Raw genomic sequence first — 19,038 nt, 5'->3', positions numbered from 1 at the left:
CTTCGGTTACATTACAGGGCTGGCTGGGGATTGGCTTATTGCAATATTCTACAACGAAGCTGGGAACGGCTGGCTGGAACGCGAAGATTTAAATCATACTCTATATCGACTGATATCAACGACGGTATCAGCGGGGTCTGTTGCCAGCTTACAGGTCACTTGACCTTCCTGATCCAGCATCAGTGTCGCGGTTAACGGTTCATTTTGAGCATCGATTACAGTGACATTCACGCGTAACCGTGTTGGAAGCATCATCAGAATTCGCGTAGGGCTCTCTGATAATGACACGTTTCTGGCTTGCAGAACCGCTAAAACACTCTTCATTAACTCTGCTTGGTCGATCATATAGTCACATGCCACTGGATGTATTGGGATGAAATCGTGCCTACCGCAGGGCTACACGAAAGATATAAATCAGTATGACATGCGGGCCGGACTCAAACCATCAATTACTGGAACCAGTCCGAAGATAGCGCTCTGGTTTTTATGCTGTTGAATTTACATAGTTGTTATTTAGTGAATTATTCGTACCTTATCATTCACTGATATCACTTAAATTCAAAGTGAACAGGAGAGGATTGGATTAAAAGTCCATAAAATGTGAATTAAAAGTGCGCTAGGAAATGCGATAATCTGATTGATTTGTTTTGATATGGTTTTTATGTGAATTATCGGTGAGTTACTTGTGTGCTACTTATCTCCATGCTGCTATGCCTTTCCAATAAATAGATTGGATAGGGCAGGGAGATGGAAGAGGGGAGAGGGCTTACTCCGCAGGTGATTTCACTTTAAATTCAAGCCATCTTGCCCCGAGCCTGTTTTTATCCAGATTGTAGAACAACGGTTTTATACAGACCCCTTCATACTCAGGGAACTCTATACCGCTGGCGAAGTGAATCTGTAGTGTATCAGGATCAATACCCATCATGTTTGTGTCAAACAGCCTGTGGAATGTTGGTGATAGCAAAATGCCGTTACTGGCGTTATAGCAGCCTGCTACGGATGTTGGTTCAATATGTGCTGCCTCCAGCACACCGTTGAGGTGTTTGCCCGATACCGCGCACAGGCTTCCGAAATTCTTATCCACCAACTCACGGAACTGAGACTGGACATGCACATCGCGAACGCTAACCTCTCGGCGGAAGCTCGGGGAGCGCATACGGATATCTGCATGGGGGAGGTGACCGCGTGGTAATGGCAATACAGCCGGTTGCTCATCCATTACTGGATTCTGCTCCTCGCAGTAGGTGTCCACGGACTCAATCAAACGGGATGTGTCATTACCAAATCGGCGAGTGAACCAGAGCCTGAAGTGAGCCAACCGTGATGCCGGAATTTTGTTACGTGCGTACTCCTGAGCATTCTCCTTTTCGATTTCAGTATTTAGTAAAGCCAGACGGGCCTGAGAAGCACGAATTTCTTCCTGGACTCTGAGATATCCTGCCAGTAGACAAACTTTGGATTCCTGATGTTCAGGCCGTCGCGGATAACCAGATCCTGTTTCAACCACGCCAAAGGCTTTGTACCGGAACATTCGGGGAAAAAGCGTTAATGCCACCCGGTTGTTACGACGAACGAGGGAACGAATCAGATTGGTTATCTTCCTCATGTTCTGAATAGTGCGGGGAGAAAAGAACGCGGCGTATTACCTCTGCTCTATCTATTCCCGACATTATCCCTCTGCGAATGACACCACGGAGGTGAGCATTATGTCTTGCCCCGCTTACTAGGCCGAACTCACGGGACAAACTGACATACTCTTTCAGGAGGTGATGCTTAGGGTCGGTAAACGCCTCTGGAGGAATCACCTGATATGCAACTGACGAAAGTATACGGAAAGTCAGTTCAGATGCTGTCCAGCCCTCACGCCGAAGCCGAATAATTGTTATAACGAGATCATCGATACCAGGCATATCCGGTTCGATATATAGGGACATCAGAGTGTCGTTCATTCCGGGAGGAAGGCTAGCAGAGTGTGACGGGTTGCTCATAGGGTAAGGTACTGATCGGACGTAGAAGAAGCGCTTATGTTACGGAATTCGCTCTGGTGGGTTTTAGCTCCAGTGGCGAACGCTGGAACTACGGGTAAAAAAATCCCCGGTTTACCGGGGAAGTTAACAACTACCTCCAGAAGGGTTGGAGGCAAAGCCGGTTGGGCGACCGGCCACAGGGAATGCTACGGCTTAATGCCGAGTACTACACCGCCATAGACCAGGTACATCACGATGGCGAACAGCATGAAGAAATGGGTTACCGGGTGCGCCAGCGCGGCTGCTGCCGCATTGCTTGCGCTGAGCTTCAGTGAGCCAAAAGAGTGATTACGAACAGCTTGTGCTTTCATGGGTCGCTCCTGATAACGGGTTACATGTTGTGGCTTCTGTATCCAGTATCTGGTGAGTGACTCAGGTGACGAAGAAAACCAGGGCATAAAAAGCCCTGTATTTTCAGAAAGATAATATCGGTTTCGTTTTGTGTTGTGCTTGCTATTCCGGGCATAAAAAAACCGCCTGGTGAACCAGACGGCTTTGGGATAAACAGGCTTTACACAGACAGGTCAGTGGATCATTTAAGTCACTTAACCCCCTTAATCGCCAGTGTATTGCCACCAGCAGTACGTGGTCTAACGCTTAAATATCGTAGCGACCTTCTTTGATTTGCTGGAGCTGTTCAGCCAGCACCTTCGCCAGTGGTTCGGCTTCTTCTTCATCATCAAGATTGTCGATGAGCGTCAGATTCGACTCACCCGCACGGCGGGCATAAACCCCATACGCTCGCTGGCCGGAGATATCGGTGACCGAAGTCTGAGAGTGATCGCAGATGATATTGCCGTGACGGTCTACCGGCCCGAAGCTGATGGCTTCATAATCCGCATCGTGGCCCAATGGTAAATCGCGCAAAACAAACAGGCGTAATGGGAGAACGTCGTACTCAGCACCACATTTTGCTGCCACATCCAGATCGTTAATTTCACGGAGAAAATCTTTCGCTACCACCGAGTCAGAATGCATCCGGTAAATGGTCGATGCGGCCCAGATTGCACCAGCATAAAATTGTGATTCTTCTTTTGTCATTTAGCACCTGCTCTTATTGTCATGGGTATGCCGGTCGAACGGTATCCCCGTGCAGACCGTCAGTAAACGGTTATTTCCTTTGCGCAGCAGTCGCATTGGTATTCGTTGATACCACCAGTTGCGACCCAGTTTATTGCGCCGCAGCGGCAACTCAACAGCTGGCGCATACCAGGAGCAAGTGCCCGCTCTGAAAACGACTCAACCGGGACTTCGCCCGGGTAGTAGTAACCTTTTATCAGCTTGCTGCGTGAATGCCCGTCAGTGTCGGTGTAATGCAGATACACCTTCCGGGTATAAATCATACCCGAGTCAGTGCCGAACTGCGTTTTCAGAAGCATACATATCCTCCAGACGCTGAATACATTGTTGTGCGGCCTTATCAAGTAGTTCAGCCGTGGGTTCATCATAGATGCCACGTACCAGCAGACCAAATATTTCCGGGTCTACAGACAAATCGTACATGCATACGCGAACGCCAAGCGCTGTACGTAGCGCATAGACATGGCGGTTAGGCTTTCCGCCGATACCGGTGACTGACGCGACATTTTCAAAATTACCAGGGTTAACCAGGTTAATCACGGGGCACGATATACACTCAGGGATCCGCTTCAGAGCCACAGCATCCAGATACAGGCTGTGGCCCACTTTCAGGTTTTTTGGCAACGCTTGCAACGGCATGGCTTCGAGGGCCAGATTTTCTTCAAGATGCAGGTTATCCGGCAAAGTGGTAATACGGGTGTTTGACAGCATCATACTGCCAGCTACTTTCAGCGTATCCGGCAGATAGGCGATATCAGTACACATGATGTCCAGAACGCGGCCCACCGTCAGATTTTCCGGCAGATACTTAAGACGTGAAGAATTCGCCATGAGCGTACCGGTAATGGTCAGGTTGTCAGGGAGAGATTCCAGCTCAGAGTAGCTGATAAACAGATTGCGGGCCACCAGCCCGGCAGGGATGCTATGAATGCCCGACAGAATGGTCAGGGTGTTCGTCACGGTCAGATTCGCGGGAATATAGTCGCAGGGAATTGCCGGATCTTCTGGCTCAAGCGTAAACCCGACACGAAGATCGCCTTCAACGATGATTCGTCCGTCCTGAAGGGTAAAGGCCACACCATTCGCTGCCAGTTTATCAATGAAGTCTGTCATATCGGTTTCCTTTTAATGGCCCGACGAGCCGGGCCGGAGGTTCAGAGTTTGCTGACAAAGTTCTGCTGCGTGAACAGGTACATATCGTCCTGCTCATTGAACATGCACAGATTTTCGAGGATGCGCTTTTCAATCCAGACGACCGGCTTTTCACGCATATCCTTCGCGAGCGAAAAGGTGTTTCGCAGCCGGGTAATGCGGTGCTGATCATTGATTGCCTGGTGAATTGCGGCCTTTGACGCTGCCGCCTGCTTTTTTACGTTGTTGCGGGCACACCATAATTCGCCACTAGCGGCTGATGCCCGCGCTGCTGGCTGACGTGAGGAGTCCAGTTGGTCATAACGTAAGAGATTCGGCATGATGCCCCCTGTCATAGTTTTGTCGTTATTGACCTATTATCTGGCAGGTGGGGCTGGTGACGAAGGGCGCTGAGGTTGTCTGATGGTTAAAAGATTGCCGTTAGTGTTCCATATGGTATAATTGAATTACCAAATGGGAGGGCTAGTTATGACGATGAAAGTTTTTTCTCCAGACGTTACCAAAACGAATCAGCACTGCTTATGGCAGGTTGCTGGGCTGGATAATGACGGTATCGCGCTGATGGATAAAATCAATCACGGTCTCGATGGCACAGTAGCTAAGCACATTTCTGAATGGGCTAACATCACGCCGTCTGAGCTGCGCAAAATGTCGGGTATACCTAATACGACGTTTAATCGTAGCATCAAAGACCGTTTCACTGCCGATCAGAGCGAACGTCTGGTGCGCATTATCCGCGTAATTGAACGCGCTGTAGAGCTGTTTGAAGGTGACAAAGAAGCGGCGCACAAATGGCTGAACGAAGCGAACCGTGGTCTGAGCTGGAAATCACCGGCAGAGCTTGTTTCTTCTGAGACAGGTGCGCTTGAAGTGATGCGCCTGATTACGCGTATTGAGCACGGGGTATACTCGTGATCCTTTACCGACTGACCAAGACCCGTTATCTGATGACTGCGTGGTCTGGTCTGGGTGCGAAAGAAACGGGGGGCCGCTGGAACAGCGTAGGCACTGCAATGGTCTACCTGTCTGAAACGGCCAGCCTTACCATGCTTGAAACGCTGGTACACATTCACGCGCCGCAGTTACTGGACGACTTTACACTGCTGAGTCTTGATGTACCGGATGATCAGATCCAGACCTTCGACATGAGCCGTCTCCCTGATAACTGGGCGAGTGAGGATGCTCCTGCTGAGCTGGCGCTCTACGGTGATAACTGGGCTGAAAGCGGTTCTTCTATCGCGCTGCGTATTCCAAGTGCGTTGTCTCCGGTTGAATTTAACTACTTGCTGAATCCGGCACACCCTGAACTCTTTGACCTGATGGCTACGGTTAAGAAAATTCCGTTCCGGTTTGATTCCCGCCTGAAATAACACACAGGCAACTCCCCGGCATTGACGAACTGAGGTGTCTCTGATGATTCAGAAAGCGAAAGTCGCTAAAGCGTTTATCTCTGTAATTGCCTTGTTCGCCTTTGTCTACTGGGGACTTGATCCCGATTCAATTTGTCAGGCAGTTGGTGACGCATCTCAAACCTGCGGTTACTCCGGCAAGAATGGCGATGCGAGTCTGGTTGGTTCCGTGTTTGCTCTGATGCTGACGGTGTTGGCGGGTGCGATGCTTTGGGCGTGGGTCAGGAAAGGCTAATCAGAACTCTTGCAACTCCCTCCGTGATGCCGGGTGACGCTCCTCACTGAGCGCCACCAGTCAGTCATTACAAACGGGTTGATGATTCAATCGCGGGCGGAAGGCTACTATTCAGCGCGTCGAACCCGCCAAATGCCCGGCCCTCTTTTGTCAGCACCAGATGCATCGGCGTTTCGTTGATATTACGGGCGATGTAATCGTTGATGAATGCCCGCGCCTGATCGGCATTTTTAACCTCTGCTGTTTCCGGCATGGAGTTATGGGAACGATTAAAGACGACAGAGACATAATTCCCTTCAATTCTTACCGGGCGAGTCGATACGGTGAGTTTCATGGTCATTTTCCTGTAGTGAGTGTTGTGTGTATTGGTGTTCTGCCACTATCTACTGCAACGTTGCGGCCACAGGGCGAAGAATTGCTATCGCCTTTGATAACGCCTGCCGCTCACCACCATCAAGGATTCTGACTGCTTCTACGCAAGCCGCTTCTGCTGTATCAGCACGTTCTACCAACGTCCTGACGGTATTTTCATATGATCCGCAATCAGGCTCCTGATTGCTGTCTTCGCTCAGCGTGTTCCATGACTCAGTGAGGTTAACTGCAACAGCGACCAATTGGTCAGTGCTGATATCACCTTTTACGCAACGGCAGGCCACTTCAGCGCCCAGACGTTCAGCAATGTCGTAGTACCAGACTCCCGGTTCTTCAGATGCCTGATACGCAGGTTCGCAGGCTTTACAGATCTGCTCTGCGGCATCCAACATCCAGTGAGCACATTCAATTTCGCCACCAGCCAGCGTTTCACAGATCATTGTCTGTACGCTGTCACAGTTGAAGGTGAGGGGGATAGGATTAGCCACTGATAATGCGGTCAGACGGGAGACTTCATGCTGGAAGCCCTGAAACATGAACATGGCGCAGATAGCTGGATTTAACATGGTAGACCCCTGTAGTTATGTGTGTTGTTCGTTTTGTTTACATAACCAGTTAACCACGCTCCCCGCAGGTGACGAAGGCTTTCGGGGCAGAAAATTCACAAAAAAAACCGACCATTAAGGCCGGTTATGATCTGGAGTATATGGGGCTGAAAACCGCGTTATGCCTTCACTTTCGCCATAAACAGCTGCATGGTTTCTTCAGCAAGCGGAGTGCCAACCTGCTCAAGAACATACTCCGCGACATGCGGGGTGAGAATGAAGTCGATAAACTCCGGCAAGGACATGCTGTTCAGGCTCGGTAGCTGTCTGGACAGTGCATTCTGGTAATTTTCCACTTCACCCAGTTTGCGCTCGGGCCAGCCCACCAGCTCAGGGTGCTTTTCCTTAAGTGCGAGGCCGCGCTCCGGGAAACTGTTACTGATGGGGTGTCTGGCGAGGGTGGGGATCAGGAGATTCGCCAGAAAATCCACTTTCTCGTAATCAAGACAGACAGAATTCATATAGGTTTACCTCTTGCCACTGGCTATGATGTTCGCTTGCTATCTGGAAAACTCTACCAAAGCGGCTGGCGATATCTCATTGAAAACGCCAGCAGAATGCGGTCATTTCCAGCAGGAGTTACCCCATCTGATAACTGTCATAAGATGCCCCGCAGGCTTCCACCAGCGCATCCAGATCACCGGTAAACTCTCTGGCCCGCTTCATCAATGCACGGTGTAATTCCGCTGGTGGAATGTCATCGCTACTCTTCGCCGGGTATTCAACACTGAACGCGATGGTAAACGCATGGCTATACCACGGCCCGGCATTCTGGTTTTCAAAGCGGGCCATCAGCTGGCTTTCGGTTGTATCGGTAGCAAATGTATCGAGGTGGACGACATCGACCGGCACGTTGAGTGCCCCGGCAGTGGTTGATGCCAGCTGCCGGGCTTCGTCTCCTCGCTCTGGTGGTGCGCAGTAGAGACATTTCCCGTTCAGTACCACCAGCGTCTGACCGTAGGTCGTACTGACGATACTCACGGTGTTAGCCGGTTGCGGGTGTGTGGTTGCAGTGTGCTGCATGGTGTTCTCCATTAGGTCACTCACATGGCAACCAGCTTACCCGGCACAATTCAGCTGACGAAATCAGGACGGACTGGTGTATATCGTTCGCAAAATAAAGATATTTTTTATCATCAGCACCGGTAGTTACGGGGCAAATTGCAGGTATCCGGTACAATGGTGATATGAAGGGCATTACATGCAGAATCGTGTGGCCCGGCAGACGGATACCGAATATCAGCAGAAGGAACCAGGACAATGCAGGAACTCGACTTTGACCATATCCAGATAAACCTGAACCCGCGAGCGTGTGCTGTCACACCTATCCCGGAAGACCTGAAAAGGGAGCTGGCTTATCTGGGCGCTATCGCAGAGAGAAAGAAATTCGCGGCAAGCCTGATTGTTAATCTCTACAACCCGGACGTTTGCGGGGCGAATATGTACAAACTCACGGCCTATTGCCGTAACGAGTCATGCGATACCCTTCGCGATGGCATGATGACCCTGATACAGCTTTGTGCATACATGGAGTCACATGAGATCTATGGCGAGACGTTTGTCAAAAAGCTGATTAAACAATGGGAGTTTCGTAAGTAGTCTGCTGCTTCAAAATACCTTTCTGACAGGGCGCTATGTGCGCCCTTTTATTTTAAAAAAACGGGAAGGTCTTGCCCGGGTATTACCTGCTATTTTCAACTACCAAACCACAACGGCAGAAGAAAATTGACCAGTCGAAGCAATTCGACCAGGAGTTCGACATACAGGAAATGGAAGTCTTTCATAACAGTCTCTTCATATAATTGGCTCGACAAAATCGTTGCATCACGACGATCGCAGGTGTGAGGTTTGTTTTCTTCGTGGGGGTTGTCAGCTATCACGACATTGAGGCAGGCAAGCGCAGGTGTCACAGTTTCGGGTATATTTTATGCTGGTGGGGTGACCACCAGCTGCGGGTATAGTTACTTAATGGTTTTCAGGAGGGTGAACTTGGTTTTGCACCGGGTGCATTGCGCTTTCAGAGACCCGGAGCGCACCTGTTTCAGTTTCCCGGCGCACTGGGTACAGGCTACGTCCTTCACACGTTGTGCCATTCGCTCATCCACAGCGAGTGTTTTGGTCGGGTTATGCTTACGCTTGGGAGCCTTCAAAAGCCCCAGCGCCCGCAACGTGGCTTTGTACTCCCGGGTGATCCATTGACCGTCGCGCTCATAGTGCAGGCCATCCCCCATCATATCGCCAAGCTGTATCAGCCGCTGATGCAGCACTTTTTCTTCTTCAGGACTCATATACCGTGCTCTCTTTAAATTATTGAGACGGAACCGAGCCGATTGATACCTCATATGAGGCCACCAGCGTCTTTACTGGCGTTTCAACGAAGCTGACGCTCTGCTGAGTAGAGTCGAATGAGAATCGCGTCCAGCGCCCCACAGAGCGCGATCCTGAAGCTTTCGCTATGACCGTCCCGTTCGCGCATCTCCAGAAGGGCATCCAGCTCGTTATCGTCAATCGGCAGTGGCCCGGAACAGAAGGTTTTCACCATGTCAGAGGTGTCAGGGTTTATACCTGCAATGCGCAGGATATCGGGAACCTCAGACCGGTAGATCACCGGTCGGCCTGATGGCGGTGTCCACGTTATCGGCTCTATCTTCAGTTGCGGTAAGCCAGCACCGGCGAGGGCGTTATTCAGATCGTCTATAAGCACGACATCCGCTCCTGAAGGAGGATGTACGCCGAGGGCCGCAGGGATTTCGACAGAGATATTGTGCATGGCGTTTACCTCAGTGAAGGACGTGATTAACCAGCGACGGGGGGATATCGAGTGACCCGACACTCCAGCCATTGGCAGTTGTCGCAATAAGATCTGGCCGGAACCCACCCCAACCCGTCACACGGCCCGAATCGTTGACCACCACCACCAGCGGCGCACCGGTATTTTGTGTCAGGCGAACGAGATCTGCGTTGTCCACCAGCGGGATCTCATTCACGTCCACCCCAGCCAGAGAAAAGCGGGTAAGCGTCATGCGACATTTCGGACAATCAGGGGCAGTAAACACAGTAATTTTCATTGGGATAGCCTGGTGTATACGGGATATATTCATTATCCCAGCTTTCCGCTTCTGACGAAGCGTTGCGCGGGTAATCAGAGCGTAAGCAGGTAAGATATTGTTGGGGCCATCCTGCAACATCAGTTGCGCCAGTTGCCTGGCTATTCGTCGCTCTCTCCATTAGAGAAAATAAACCAAATAAGCAGAACGCCTCCGACCCACATTCCAACAAAGAGGCAAATACCGATCAGGTCATAGACGTATTGTGGGATTTCATTCATAACGCATCCTCATTAATAATTTGTATTCAGCCTTAAACCGGTCATTTCATTAACCGAATCCGGTCTATCAAAGCGCTACCCTGCGTTGCATTCAGCCCCTCGTGCCGGTGAGTCAGGAACAGGGCAGGGCAGTCAGTTGGAAAGAGTCGAGCGGTATCGTCCACGAAGGTGTAATGCTGTAGGCCGAACCGTTTAACGACCGCCATGCATTCGTGATAACGCACGTGGTTATTCACCAGCCCATCCAGATCGGGATTGAGTCCAGCAATCCGATCGCGTATACCCGCAGGGAAATGACTCAGCACCATCTCCCGGGGTACGCCGGTACGCCAGTTTGTGGAAAGGATAATTCCCGTCTGCGGGCATTGCGTCAGCACGTGATCCAGCACAGGCATAAACTCCAGTGACCCGTTTTCCGCCCGGTGGAGTACACCGTCGATGTCCAGGAAAATCCAGTGACGACGGGCATCTATTTCCAGCCAGAACTCGCCCGCAGAGCGCCGGGTCGACATACAATCTATATCGTCCTGACAGGTAAACCTGACTAACCACTTCTGTAATAATCGGAACATAGAGGCCTCTCGCGGTAGTTGACTATATGCAGAACCGGCAACCATCAAAATCATACGGATTCTGTTGCCATGAAATACGGCCACACCCGGGGCAATTCCAGCGAGTCAGCCCCTTTGACTGTCGGCGATTTTGGCGTTTCAGCCAGGCAGGCATCAGCAGACCGGCCCCCTGCGTCATTTTACGGCGGTCTATCCGCTCAACACTGAAGGTAGGGCGCTTTGCAGCGTCAGGGATGTGATGGGGTAACCAGACGACATCAGGTCTATCTGCCTGTGGTGAGTCAAAAACTCTGGCAAGGGAAAAATCCGTGGTAGTACCCGCATCAGCCAGCCAGAACAGATCGTTTCCGTCCCATTGGCCATTAACGAAGCCGACATATTTGGTGGCGCTTTCGGAGAGAATGGTTTTTCCCGGTACAAACTGATGATCAACATGAAACACGAGATGGCGGTCGACTGCATCGGCATCAACCGGCAGGTCAAACTCCCGTCCCGTATTCCATGCGCGTTGTGCTTCCTCGCGGGTGTAAACCCGGGCATTACGCTGATCGGTGCTGTAACCTCTGCCGTGATGGCTATGAAAAGCGGTATTGCTACCAACGGTGTCACGCAAGCTGACCAGATAAAAACGGTCTTTCATGAAACACTCCAGAGGATGATGGCAGGAAAATAGCCCGGCGCGGCGGATACCGACACCGGGGAGGAGGGGTTAGCTTTCGATTTTGCTGACGTTTACGGTGTCATCGTCGTTACGCTTTACACCCAGCATGGTATCGCCATCGACTTCGATAATGCCGTCAAAGTAGTCGGTCATTTCGTCATAGCTGACTTCATCAAGGTCATCCAGCCGGTAGGAAGAGCCATCCGGCAGAACAAACTGACCATCCAGCGTGGCAAGGTCATACGCCAGCGGGGTAACCGTGAAGTAATACTCATCGGTGAACCAGACCGCGCCAACCACCAGTGGGTGAGAAATGTGGAATTCGACGGTGTTATAGCCCTGCGCTGCGATTGCATCCAGCAAATCAATGAAGCCGGGCATCGTATCGCCATCCCAGCCATCAGCCGATAAGGAAGGCTTGAGGTTATCCCAGTCGCTCAGACTGAAAAACACTGTGCCCTCACCGTCATCGCTGATATGGGATGAAATGTACGTCGCGCTTGCTTTTGAAGCCATTGCAAACAGGAAGTCCTCATCGAGCACGTGTTTGAGGGAGGTTTTAAAAACCTTGTCAGTGCCTGCTGCCGGGATAATCGCTAACATGAAACACCTCAGTGGTTGTGTTGGTCTGTTTTTATTATCGAACGACTGAGTCTGCTGACGAAGGAAAAAAGGGGACAAAAAGAGGCTGTTTTCTCAATAAAATCAGAAAGATTGTGACGGCCCGAATTCAGATGAAACGGGCGCAGACGGGGGGTTATTTGCTGGCGGATTCGGCTTCGTAAATGACTTCGTCGGCCCAGTCTCGATCAAATCCCGGCATCACCGGTAATGCTGCAACGACATCGGTAGGGAGGGCATCAATATAATCGCGCATGGCTTTTGCCACTTCCAGCAGTTCATTTTGCTTCATCATTTTCTCGCTCATTATCTCTGTCAGAAACCATCCAGCAGGAAGTCCACCGCACTTTTGATAGTGTGCCGGAACGGAGATGCGTCCATGACCGCCTGACCGAGCTGCTTCACGCGGACTGAAGCCATTTCATGCGTCATCAGGATAACGTCATTCCCTTCCACCTGTATGACCGGAGTTAATCGCGCAACCGGGGCCGAGGCTCCTTTTTTAAGCCGATGAAGGGGGATCACCAGGCGGGTATTTAACTCGCCAATGATGTCGCTCTGTATATCCAGCAGGTAAGGGTATGCCTGGCTGTTGCCGGGATTGCGGTAAACGGTATATTGCATTATCAGAACGTCCTGTATTCGTCAGACAGTAACCCATGCTCTTCAGTGATGCGGTTCAACTCCTGAATACCAGCACGATTCTGTCGTTTCCATTCTTCCGCTGCACTGGCCTTCAGTTTGCTCTGAAGCGCTTCTGCCAGCGTGGCGGACAAGTTAATCCCAGCGTCTTTTGCCTGCTGTACGAGCATTGGCTCAAGGGTGACACTGACGGTTTTTTTCTGGCGAGCAGCTGTAGCCTGCATGTGTCCTCCAATAAAAAAGCACGTGTCGATTACACGTGCTTTAAGTATGCGCCCATTTTATCCCACCAGCAAATTTGTTTGCCTCCGAGAGAGTCTACTGCGTCAGTTCAGCAGGTCAGATGGCCTAGACCGCAGAGGCTACGTTTTTCCAATCATGATAAGCAACACACGCCTGTTTGGCAGGTTGGCTGCAACTTTAGCTGCTTTATCAATGCTTTGTGCTGTATACACTACCCCTCTTTCTTTCAGGTTCTCCGCGTTCTGACGCAGCGTTTCCTCTGAAAAGCTGGACGACTCATCAATGCCAACTGGGCCGGGCTTTGCACCGCGCAAACTGAATGGCACAGGGCCATGCCAATCATTCTTTACCAGTAACAGTCGGGCATCAATGATCCGTCCTGGTAGCGTTCTTTCGATGAGGTAACTTTTTCCGGTTCCAGTGCTGCCAATCAGGCAAACGGTGTAACCGAAACGCAATGCCCATCGAATGATTAGAGCCCAATACCGCGCCCGGAACGCGGAAATGACAGGCATTTCACCTGGTCTAAATACCGCTGCGAAAAGACATGAATAGCTATATTTCTCAGCGTTACAATCTTTCATAAAACTTTATCCAGTGATGTGTTTTTGGGGAATTTTCTGCCCGCCCAGCAGGTAGCTGGTGTATCTGAAGTACATAACATCTTGTAGTTGCCTCTGACTATCTCTCTGGATATAGACTTATCAAATTCATTTCTATCCATATCAAATAGCCAGTAGAACCCATCAGCATAGATAATTGTGGTTCGATTGGGATCCGAAGCTACGACGCGAGCATCCGTAATCAAATTCTCCTCATAGCGCAAAGGCGAAGCGGAGAAAAAGAATATTATTAATACGAACCAACTCCCTATGAAACACGGTAAAACATGTTTTTTGCAATCCTTTAAACCATCTTTGTTGCCTTTCATTTTGTAGTCATAAAGACCAAGCAAAAAAAGTAAGAAAGAAAAAGCAAACCCCAGAAAAACGTGAGTATAAAACTGATGGATGCCGTCACTCCATGTAATACTGATACTTCCAGCATTTGTTCTTTTTGTTGTTATTTCTAATACGGAAATGAAAATGGCTGTTAACTGACTAAAACAAAATATTTTTATGCTTAATTCAGACTTAAACGCTTTGTTATATACTAATACAATCACAAAAAGTATTACGATTACAAAAGCTGTAATCATAAACTCACTCATCATCATGAGCACACTGTTATTAATACTGTAATTTATGTTCATCATCACTCCTTAATTTCACAACTTTTCATCATTTTATTTGAGAATTGACAGGCTTATCGAGTAGGGGGTTTAGCGTCCTTGAATATGTTCGCTCGTGTGGCGCTCACTAGACACCAGATAACAGAAGAAAGCAGAGCAAGCATTGCGTAAACCATTCGGAAGTTTGAATCCCACTTCGCGGTTACTATTGATTCATCGACCGCCTCGCGAACGCAGGGAGATTCGATAAGTGTCGGGGGAGTCGTGGATTGTGGCTCTTCGGTACATACCATTAGTTTGCCGACCGGAGCACCATCAATGACAGCCCTGGCTGCACTAACCAGATGCGCTGAAGGTGAACCTGAATAGTTCATGCAGATGAACGTGATAAATAAAGCAATCGCCGGGCCGGAGACCAGAGTGAAGAATGCGAAGCTGCGGCAGGCCGTAGTATGGCGATGCAAATTAGCGAGAAATGTCATCATGATTTGTCACTCTGGGTTTTAGTCGTATCCGACTCGGTGTCACATCGCTGGAAAGCTACTTGAGGAGGAATTTGATCAACCCCGGTAAAGCAATATTTCAGGGATAGTTGCTTTTTTCCCTCATCCAGTCCAACAAAAAAGATATCGACCGGATCTTCATGAAGTAGCTCTTTTGAGAGCCGGTTGTAGGCCATCCAGCTCCCAACCATATCGACCATTGGCTTAAATTTATCAGTTGCGTTATCTGTAGGTTTAAATGGAATTACACGGAAAACATTCCATCGTGAGCAACGAACCAGCAATTGAGCATCACTCTGAAAGACGTCCAGATCAGTGTTATTTGTCAGGACTTTACACAGCGACTTGAGATCGTTACCCCTGACCTCCAGTTGGCTGAAGCTTCTATAATACTTTTCACATCCAGTTAAGTGCTGAGCGTAGCACTGCTTCAACAGTGTTGTGTCGTTACTGGCCTGCAATTGAGTATCTTTCGCCACATAGGCATCACTGATAAGAAAATCGGGATAGAGGTGTCCCTCCCATAGCAGTTTCTCGGCGATAGCGCCCCCCAGCACCACCACCAATAAGATAAAAAAAATTGGGAACGTCTTACCCAGAGGTATTTTCATAAATCTCACCAGTCGTTAATTTGAGGTAAATTTGCTTTCCAGATTCAGAATGCATTTTTCATGTGCATACATGACGGCGGAATCATGGCCGTAATAGAGTTCGCCATTTTCACGCTGCCACTCACGCGCTTTTCGGGTACGGAATGCTTCTGACATATGTTTTCCACACAACTCACATGGCCCGAAAAAGTCGCTGCTGCGGCCTGTTGATTTTGTGAGTCTGACGATATTGCCTGTAGGTCTACCCATACTGCCCCCTGTGCTGCTGGCATTGACCGGCTGTCTGCCGTGCTAAATGAGTGGTTATTTATCCGCGTCATCATCGGATTCTTTCGGCACGAGTTTTGTATAGCTAAATGTCATATCAGAGGGACGGATCCCATAGCGCCACGGCTTTCTGCGGTAGTTAACTGCCTCGCTTACCATCCAGCAGATAAGAGCGATACCCGCCACTATCAGGTAGCCTTTGAGCAACAGCGAGTCCCATTGTTTAATGGCATCATCGGCATTCACCACGTGTCGCTGGCATTCTGAGGAGCGGAACGCGGCAAACACTGCTTTCTCTTCAGGGCAAACCATGACCGAGGTGCTGGTGGCATTTCCAACCAGACTACGGGCCTGATCGAGGAAGACCTTGGATGGTGAACTGGTAAGAACTGTGCAGAACAGAATGAGCAGTAACGCAACTGCCGGAGCAGTGACAAACGAGAAAATGAATGCCTGCCCGGATTTCCATAAAACGTCGCTGATGTAAAATTTCATGTCGGTGTTTCCTCTTATCGGTATTCAGGCCCAGAGCAGCCCGGGGCTTAATTTATGCTGACTGGAGTCCGCCAGATTGTTTCTCTTCAGCGCGGGTATTCCAGCGCGTCACAGCGGCTTGTTCGGAGTCCTGAAACGCCACCGTGGCCTCACAGGAATTGCAGCAGGCGCGAAAATTATTCGAAATCTCCCGAACCCGGATAGATGAACAACCGCAGAAAGGGCAGGGCTTGACGTTATCGTGTCTCATCGTATTTCCTCGCTGGTGGGCTTTATCCACCGAAGCTATTGAGCCGAATTTCAGGTTCATCACCGAGCTCGTACATGTGTCCCATTTCGTTCATGATGGTGCTACTGCCATTGAACCAGGTAACCATGCATCGCCAGTGCTGACTGCCGTTTTCACCCCAGCGGCTCACGCCCGCAGCATCCATTTCGTCTTCAGTGATAAAGAAATCCGCGCCCGGCAGTTTCTCGGCATCAAGGCAGATCTCAGGCTCAACGACGAAGCAGATACCGTTGCTGTTCATGACGTACATACGCCGCTCAAGGGTTTCAGTACTGACAATGACCTGCTTATCAGAAGTAAGGTGTGATTTAGTGACTTCCATGCGAATCAGGTTCTTTGCATTAGCCTGTCCACTCGCAAAAACCATTGACGCATTGCGAACCATTAACTCAGCAGCTTCTTCACCGAAGCTACGAAGGCCCATCAGTGCAAGCAACTCACTACATTCGGCTTTACCGAGGTTGCCAGTAGTCAGATTAACCACGCCTTGTAGAGTGCTCAGTTCAACCGGTTGTGACCGGAGGATGTCGCGAAGCAGTGTATTACCCGCCGTGCCCGGGTCGCTCCAACTGGAGGATTCGGGACGCTGATTTTCAAGAAATAGGGCGCTTTGCAGTAAAGCCGCTGGTGGCTTTCCGGCAAAACTCAGTTTTACTCTGACCGAATCGAATGGGTGCATGACGGCGGTTTCTCCATAATATCGTGAAGCTAAAAACTGTTTTAATCCTATTATCCCACCGGTCGACAATTGACGAAGTAATCGGGTATGAAATGGACACCCCTTCGATAATTCACATATAGCGAAGCCTTTACGCCTTTGTCTTATCCGCAGGCTGGGGAATGCAATAACTTAAGATGGTGATAGTTTCCCCACGCTTTGCTTTAGGCGCGGCACTCTGGCATTCATCATAGGTTTTGTAGTCAGGTATTTTCTGAGAGGTGACACCACTTGGATTAAGACCACTTGAATAAAGCCCAATCACGAGAACTAAAGTAAACATGTTATTACTCCAGAATGTATTGATGGAAAGTAAGTGAGAATGCCATTATCCATTTCTCCTAAAATCCCGAAAAAACTTTTCAAGAAAGGTACTTTTCGGTTACTTCAGCGTAAGCATACTTAGATCGCAAAATGAGTGAATAAATAACTTTGCTCTGCAATTGTTTTTGCTGAACTTCAAATTAATCAGTCATCGATTTCATCAGGCAAGTGAAAAGCTGAGACGTAAAGCTTGCCATCATGAAAATCCAAACCATCTTGGCAGTGATAATCGGAAATTCGAGAGTGCCAATATAATAAATAATAATTATCAATCCCCCCAAGGCCAGACATCCAAGGAGACCTGCTGCTGCCTTTAGGAAATCACTGCCTTCAGGATTCTGGAATGTGAATCCAGTTATAATCAGCGAGGAAAAACAAGCGAACAAACAAGTTCTATACAAAGGCCAGTCCCCGGATATAACATTTTCTCGAATAAGCACTGCCCATATCAAAAATTCAATGCTGAAAATAATCAGCGGAACTGCGAGCACACGAAATGAAAGTTTTTCATATAAAGTGGTAATAATTGATGTCATAGCAAACCCCGCTTGCAATATTCAAATTAATTTTCGTGGTTTTTACCTGCTTTTAACAAACGCGTTATTTCATCAGTAAGGCAGAAACTTTTCCCAGATGATGGTTTCCCGATAACCACAACGTGACCAGTACTTGGAGTTCCCTCTACTTTAAAAAATGCAAGTTTTGCATCGATAATTTTATTTTTCATTGCATCGGTAACCTTGTATGACGTGGGGGTAAATTTTGTGCGTTAATGTTCAATGATAATATTAATCGCGAAATACTGTATCTATAGGGTCTGTTGATTAAGACTATCCCTCTTGAAGTAAAATACAATCATCATTCCTATCTGTATGGAATAGGAAGCCAATTCAGCATATGTTACATAATTGCTTGTGATGAAGGAAAAACCTCGCGCGATTACAAGTAGGAGTATTGATGCAATAAACACTAAAACCCAAACGGTAAGCATTCCCAGCACTGAAAGAAAGTACTCATATTCATTTGGGTCGTAAAATACAAATGCTGTTGAGAATATTGCAATAATACATAACGGAAGTGATGTAGCGAGTTCCGACCATTGAAGGTCAATTTTTCCAACCACCAGCAATGTAGAAATGACAGCGTACTGTATAGCCGATAGAACTGTTACCGGAATCGCAGCTCGAATGAACTTAAAAACAGAATGTTGTGTTTTAGCCTGGTTTTTCATGTGTTACCACCTGTCATTTGTTTCGAAACCAATCATAACCAGAGTGATAGATTTCAGAGTGAATAAACCACTACAAAACGCCCCCATTTATTGCTGGACATCATCCGCAGGAGTGGCATAAAACTCACGACCTGACGCGCCGAGTTTTTTCTGAAGCTTCTTTGTTGCTTCAGCCTGACTTCGGGCCTTGAAATAGAACGTCCTGATAAAATCCCCATTGTTGTAGTTAACGTCCTCTGGATTTGCCCATTTCTGCATAGCAACAAACCGGATAGAAGGCTTCGGGATGGTTTTCACCTCGACATACCCCCGGCCCTTGCAGCGAAAACACACACCGCCTTGAACGTGCCGGAACGCTCGGATCTCACCCTTACCACCCAGACAGCGTGGGCATTCAATTTTATGCATAGCAACCTCTC

The 19,038-nt window shown here is 48.9% G+C and carries 36 protein-coding genes; 4 read left to right on the top strand and 32 right to left on the bottom strand.

Annotation, left to right across the window (positions count from 1 at the left end; genetic code table 11):
* Positions 1-93: 93 nt before the first annotated feature.
* The 7 genes from HV318_RS23775 to HV318_RS23745 form a co-directional block, all read right to left on the bottom strand.
* On the bottom strand, positions 94-345 hold the full coding sequence (locus HV318_RS23775) for a hypothetical protein (protein WP_024196080.1): 252 nt from the start codon (positions 343-345) through the stop codon (positions 94-96).
* Positions 346-766: 421 nt separating this feature from the next.
* Positions 767-1,558 carry an HNH endonuclease signature motif containing protein gene (locus HV318_RS23770; protein ID WP_233639326.1) on the bottom strand — a complete coding sequence of 264 codons (792 nt, stop codon included), beginning with the start codon at positions 1,556-1,558 and terminating at the stop codon, positions 767-769.
* Positions 1,559-2,176: 618 nt separating this feature from the next.
* Positions 2,177-2,341, bottom strand: coding sequence for a hypothetical protein (locus HV318_RS23765; RefSeq protein WP_007372306.1), 165 nt, complete (start codon positions 2,339-2,341; stop codon positions 2,177-2,179).
* Between the two features lie 286 nt (positions 2,342-2,627).
* Positions 2,628-3,071: a hypothetical protein gene (locus tag HV318_RS23760; RefSeq protein WP_007372305.1), complete on the bottom strand. Its 444-nt coding sequence runs from the start codon at positions 3,069-3,071 to the stop codon at positions 2,628-2,630.
* A 59-nt stretch (positions 3,072-3,130) separates the two neighbouring features.
* Entirely contained in the window at positions 3,131-3,409 is a 279-nt protein-coding gene (locus HV318_RS23755; protein ID WP_007372304.1) for a hypothetical protein, read from the bottom strand.
* Entirely contained in the window at positions 3,381-4,223 is an 843-nt protein-coding gene (locus HV318_RS23750) for a hypothetical protein (protein ID WP_007372303.1), read from the bottom strand. Before HV318_RS23750 ends, HV318_RS23755 begins: the two co-directional genes overlap by 29 nt.
* A gap of 41 nt (positions 4,224-4,264) precedes the next feature.
* Positions 4,265-4,582: a hypothetical protein gene (locus tag HV318_RS23745; RefSeq protein WP_016241555.1), complete on the bottom strand. Its 318-nt coding sequence runs from the start codon at positions 4,580-4,582 to the stop codon at positions 4,265-4,267.
* A 154-nt stretch (positions 4,583-4,736) separates the two neighbouring features.
* On the opposite strand from HV318_RS23745, the gene parS reads away from it, so the two are divergent.
* The 3 genes from parS to HV318_RS23730 are packed head-to-tail and all read left to right on the top strand — an operon-like array spanning position 4,737 to position 5,906.
* Positions 4,737-5,177, top strand: a complete 441-nt coding sequence (parS, locus tag HV318_RS23740; protein WP_007372301.1) for an Xre family toxin-antitoxin system antitoxin — start codon at positions 4,737-4,739, stop codon at positions 5,175-5,177.
* Positions 5,174-5,632: an RES family NAD+ phosphorylase gene (locus HV318_RS23735; RefSeq protein ID WP_008786589.1), complete on the top strand. Its 459-nt coding sequence runs from the start codon at positions 5,174-5,176 to the stop codon at positions 5,630-5,632. Before parS ends, HV318_RS23735 begins: the two co-directional genes overlap by 4 nt.
* 43 nt (positions 5,633-5,675) lie before the next feature.
* The gene (locus tag HV318_RS23730; protein WP_007372299.1) at positions 5,676-5,906 is read left to right on the top strand and encodes a hypothetical protein; all 231 of its coding nucleotides are present in this window, start codon (positions 5,676-5,678) and stop codon (positions 5,904-5,906) included.
* A gap of 67 nt (positions 5,907-5,973) precedes the next feature.
* Here the strand turns inward: HV318_RS23730 and HV318_RS23725 are convergent, their stop codons facing one another.
* The 4 genes from HV318_RS23725 to HV318_RS23710 form a co-directional block, all read right to left on the bottom strand.
* A complete protein-coding gene (locus HV318_RS23725; RefSeq protein ID WP_007372298.1) occupies positions 5,974-6,240 on the bottom strand; it encodes a hypothetical protein in 267 nt (88 codons plus the stop codon).
* A gap of 49 nt (positions 6,241-6,289) precedes the next feature.
* Positions 6,290-6,844 (bottom strand): hypothetical protein, encoded by a 555-nt coding sequence (locus HV318_RS23720; protein WP_007372297.1) that lies wholly within the window; start codon positions 6,842-6,844, stop codon positions 6,290-6,292.
* Between the two features lie 158 nt (positions 6,845-7,002).
* The gene (locus HV318_RS23715) at positions 7,003-7,344 is read right to left on the bottom strand and encodes a hypothetical protein (RefSeq protein ID WP_007372296.1); all 342 of its coding nucleotides are present in this window, start codon (positions 7,342-7,344) and stop codon (positions 7,003-7,005) included.
* 118 nt (positions 7,345-7,462) lie between these two features.
* Positions 7,463-7,906, bottom strand: a complete 444-nt coding sequence (locus HV318_RS23710) for a hypothetical protein (RefSeq protein ID WP_007372295.1) — start codon at positions 7,904-7,906, stop codon at positions 7,463-7,465.
* Between the two features lie 237 nt (positions 7,907-8,143).
* On the opposite strand from HV318_RS23710, the gene HV318_RS23705 reads away from it, so the two are divergent.
* A complete protein-coding gene (locus tag HV318_RS23705) occupies positions 8,144-8,482 on the top strand; it encodes a hypothetical protein (RefSeq protein ID WP_007372294.1) in 339 nt (112 codons plus the stop codon).
* A gap of 362 nt (positions 8,483-8,844) precedes the next feature.
* Here the strand turns inward: HV318_RS23705 and HV318_RS23700 are convergent, their stop codons facing one another.
* The 21 genes from HV318_RS23700 to HV318_RS23600 all read right to left on the bottom strand — a co-directional run bounded on the left by HV318_RS23700 (position 8,845) and on the right by HV318_RS23600 (position 19,027).
* The gene (locus HV318_RS23700) at positions 8,845-9,171 is read right to left on the bottom strand and encodes a hypothetical protein (RefSeq protein ID WP_007372293.1); all 327 of its coding nucleotides are present in this window, start codon (positions 9,169-9,171) and stop codon (positions 8,845-8,847) included.
* Between the two features lie 83 nt (positions 9,172-9,254).
* On the bottom strand, positions 9,255-9,653 hold the full coding sequence (locus HV318_RS23695; protein ID WP_007372292.1) for a hypothetical protein: 399 nt from the start codon (positions 9,651-9,653) through the stop codon (positions 9,255-9,257).
* Between the two features lie 10 nt (positions 9,654-9,663).
* Positions 9,664-9,951 carry a glutaredoxin family protein gene (locus HV318_RS23690; RefSeq protein WP_016241556.1) on the bottom strand — a complete coding sequence of 96 codons (288 nt, stop codon included), beginning with the start codon at positions 9,949-9,951 and terminating at the stop codon, positions 9,664-9,666.
* A 301-nt stretch (positions 9,952-10,252) separates the two neighbouring features.
* Positions 10,253-10,723 carry an HAD domain-containing protein gene (locus HV318_RS23685; RefSeq protein WP_007372290.1) on the bottom strand — a complete coding sequence of 157 codons (471 nt, stop codon included), beginning with the start codon at positions 10,721-10,723 and terminating at the stop codon, positions 10,253-10,255.
* Between the two features lie 82 nt (positions 10,724-10,805).
* Complete coding sequence (locus HV318_RS23680; RefSeq protein ID WP_007372289.1) at positions 10,806-11,423, bottom strand: hypothetical protein; 618 nt, start codon at positions 11,421-11,423, stop codon at positions 10,806-10,808.
* 69 nt (positions 11,424-11,492) lie between these two features.
* Complete coding sequence (locus tag HV318_RS23675; protein ID WP_007372288.1) at positions 11,493-12,047, bottom strand: hypothetical protein; 555 nt, start codon at positions 12,045-12,047, stop codon at positions 11,493-11,495.
* A 154-nt stretch (positions 12,048-12,201) separates the two neighbouring features.
* The gene (locus tag HV318_RS23670) at positions 12,202-12,360 is read right to left on the bottom strand and encodes a hypothetical protein (RefSeq protein WP_016241558.1); all 159 of its coding nucleotides are present in this window, start codon (positions 12,358-12,360) and stop codon (positions 12,202-12,204) included.
* A gap of 20 nt (positions 12,361-12,380) precedes the next feature.
* The gene (locus tag HV318_RS23665) at positions 12,381-12,689 is read right to left on the bottom strand and encodes a CcdB family protein (protein WP_007372286.1); all 309 of its coding nucleotides are present in this window, start codon (positions 12,687-12,689) and stop codon (positions 12,381-12,383) included.
* Positions 12,690-12,691: 2 nt separating this feature from the next.
* Positions 12,692-12,931: a type II toxin-antitoxin system CcdA family antitoxin gene (locus HV318_RS23660; RefSeq protein WP_007372285.1), complete on the bottom strand. Its 240-nt coding sequence runs from the start codon at positions 12,929-12,931 to the stop codon at positions 12,692-12,694.
* Between the two features lie 138 nt (positions 12,932-13,069).
* Complete coding sequence (locus HV318_RS23655) at positions 13,070-13,534, bottom strand: hypothetical protein (protein WP_008786596.1); 465 nt, start codon at positions 13,532-13,534, stop codon at positions 13,070-13,072.
* Positions 13,531-14,205 carry a hypothetical protein gene (locus HV318_RS23650; protein ID WP_008786597.1) on the bottom strand — a complete coding sequence of 225 codons (675 nt, stop codon included), beginning with the start codon at positions 14,203-14,205 and terminating at the stop codon, positions 13,531-13,533. Before HV318_RS23650 ends, HV318_RS23655 begins: the two co-directional genes overlap by 4 nt.
* Positions 14,206-14,662: 457 nt before the next feature.
* Positions 14,663-15,295 carry a hypothetical protein gene (locus tag HV318_RS23645; RefSeq protein WP_007372282.1) on the bottom strand — a complete coding sequence of 211 codons (633 nt, stop codon included), beginning with the start codon at positions 15,293-15,295 and terminating at the stop codon, positions 14,663-14,665.
* Positions 15,296-15,310: 15 nt separating this feature from the next.
* A complete protein-coding gene (locus tag HV318_RS23640) occupies positions 15,311-15,451 on the bottom strand; it encodes a hypothetical protein (protein WP_007372281.1) in 141 nt (46 codons plus the stop codon).
* Between the two features lie 147 nt (positions 15,452-15,598).
* On the bottom strand, positions 15,599-16,057 hold the full coding sequence (locus HV318_RS23635; RefSeq protein ID WP_008786599.1) for a hypothetical protein: 459 nt from the start codon (positions 16,055-16,057) through the stop codon (positions 15,599-15,601).
* A 52-nt stretch (positions 16,058-16,109) separates the two neighbouring features.
* Positions 16,110-16,307 (bottom strand): Lar family restriction alleviation protein, encoded by a 198-nt coding sequence (locus tag HV318_RS23630; protein WP_032155220.1) that lies wholly within the window; start codon positions 16,305-16,307, stop codon positions 16,110-16,112.
* 22 nt (positions 16,308-16,329) lie between these two features.
* The gene (locus HV318_RS23625; RefSeq protein WP_007372278.1) at positions 16,330-17,025 is read right to left on the bottom strand and encodes a hypothetical protein; all 696 of its coding nucleotides are present in this window, start codon (positions 17,023-17,025) and stop codon (positions 16,330-16,332) included.
* A 130-nt stretch (positions 17,026-17,155) separates the two neighbouring features.
* A complete protein-coding gene (locus HV318_RS23620) occupies positions 17,156-17,347 on the bottom strand; it encodes a hypothetical protein (protein ID WP_016241560.1) in 192 nt (63 codons plus the stop codon).
* A gap of 181 nt (positions 17,348-17,528) precedes the next feature.
* Positions 17,529-17,924 carry a hypothetical protein gene (locus HV318_RS23615; RefSeq protein ID WP_024196081.1) on the bottom strand — a complete coding sequence of 132 codons (396 nt, stop codon included), beginning with the start codon at positions 17,922-17,924 and terminating at the stop codon, positions 17,529-17,531.
* 26 nt (positions 17,925-17,950) lie between these two features.
* On the bottom strand, positions 17,951-18,115 hold the full coding sequence (locus HV318_RS23610) for a hypothetical protein (protein WP_007372277.1): 165 nt from the start codon (positions 18,113-18,115) through the stop codon (positions 17,951-17,953).
* 81 nt (positions 18,116-18,196) lie between these two features.
* Positions 18,197-18,619, bottom strand: a complete 423-nt coding sequence (locus HV318_RS23605) for a hypothetical protein (RefSeq protein ID WP_024196082.1) — start codon at positions 18,617-18,619, stop codon at positions 18,197-18,199.
* A gap of 87 nt (positions 18,620-18,706) precedes the next feature.
* Positions 18,707-19,027: a hypothetical protein gene (locus HV318_RS23600; protein ID WP_016241561.1), complete on the bottom strand. Its 321-nt coding sequence runs from the start codon at positions 19,025-19,027 to the stop codon at positions 18,707-18,709.
* Between the last annotated feature and the right edge of the window lie 11 nt (positions 19,028-19,038).

Origin of the sequence: Enterobacter sp. RHBSTW-00901, assembly GCF_014103115.1 — a bacterium.
Lineage (GTDB): Bacteria > Pseudomonadota > Gammaproteobacteria > Enterobacterales > Enterobacteriaceae > Enterobacter > Enterobacter cloacae_P.
Note: the sequence above shows the minus strand (reverse complement) of the source record. Positions and strands in the feature narration are given on the sequence as shown.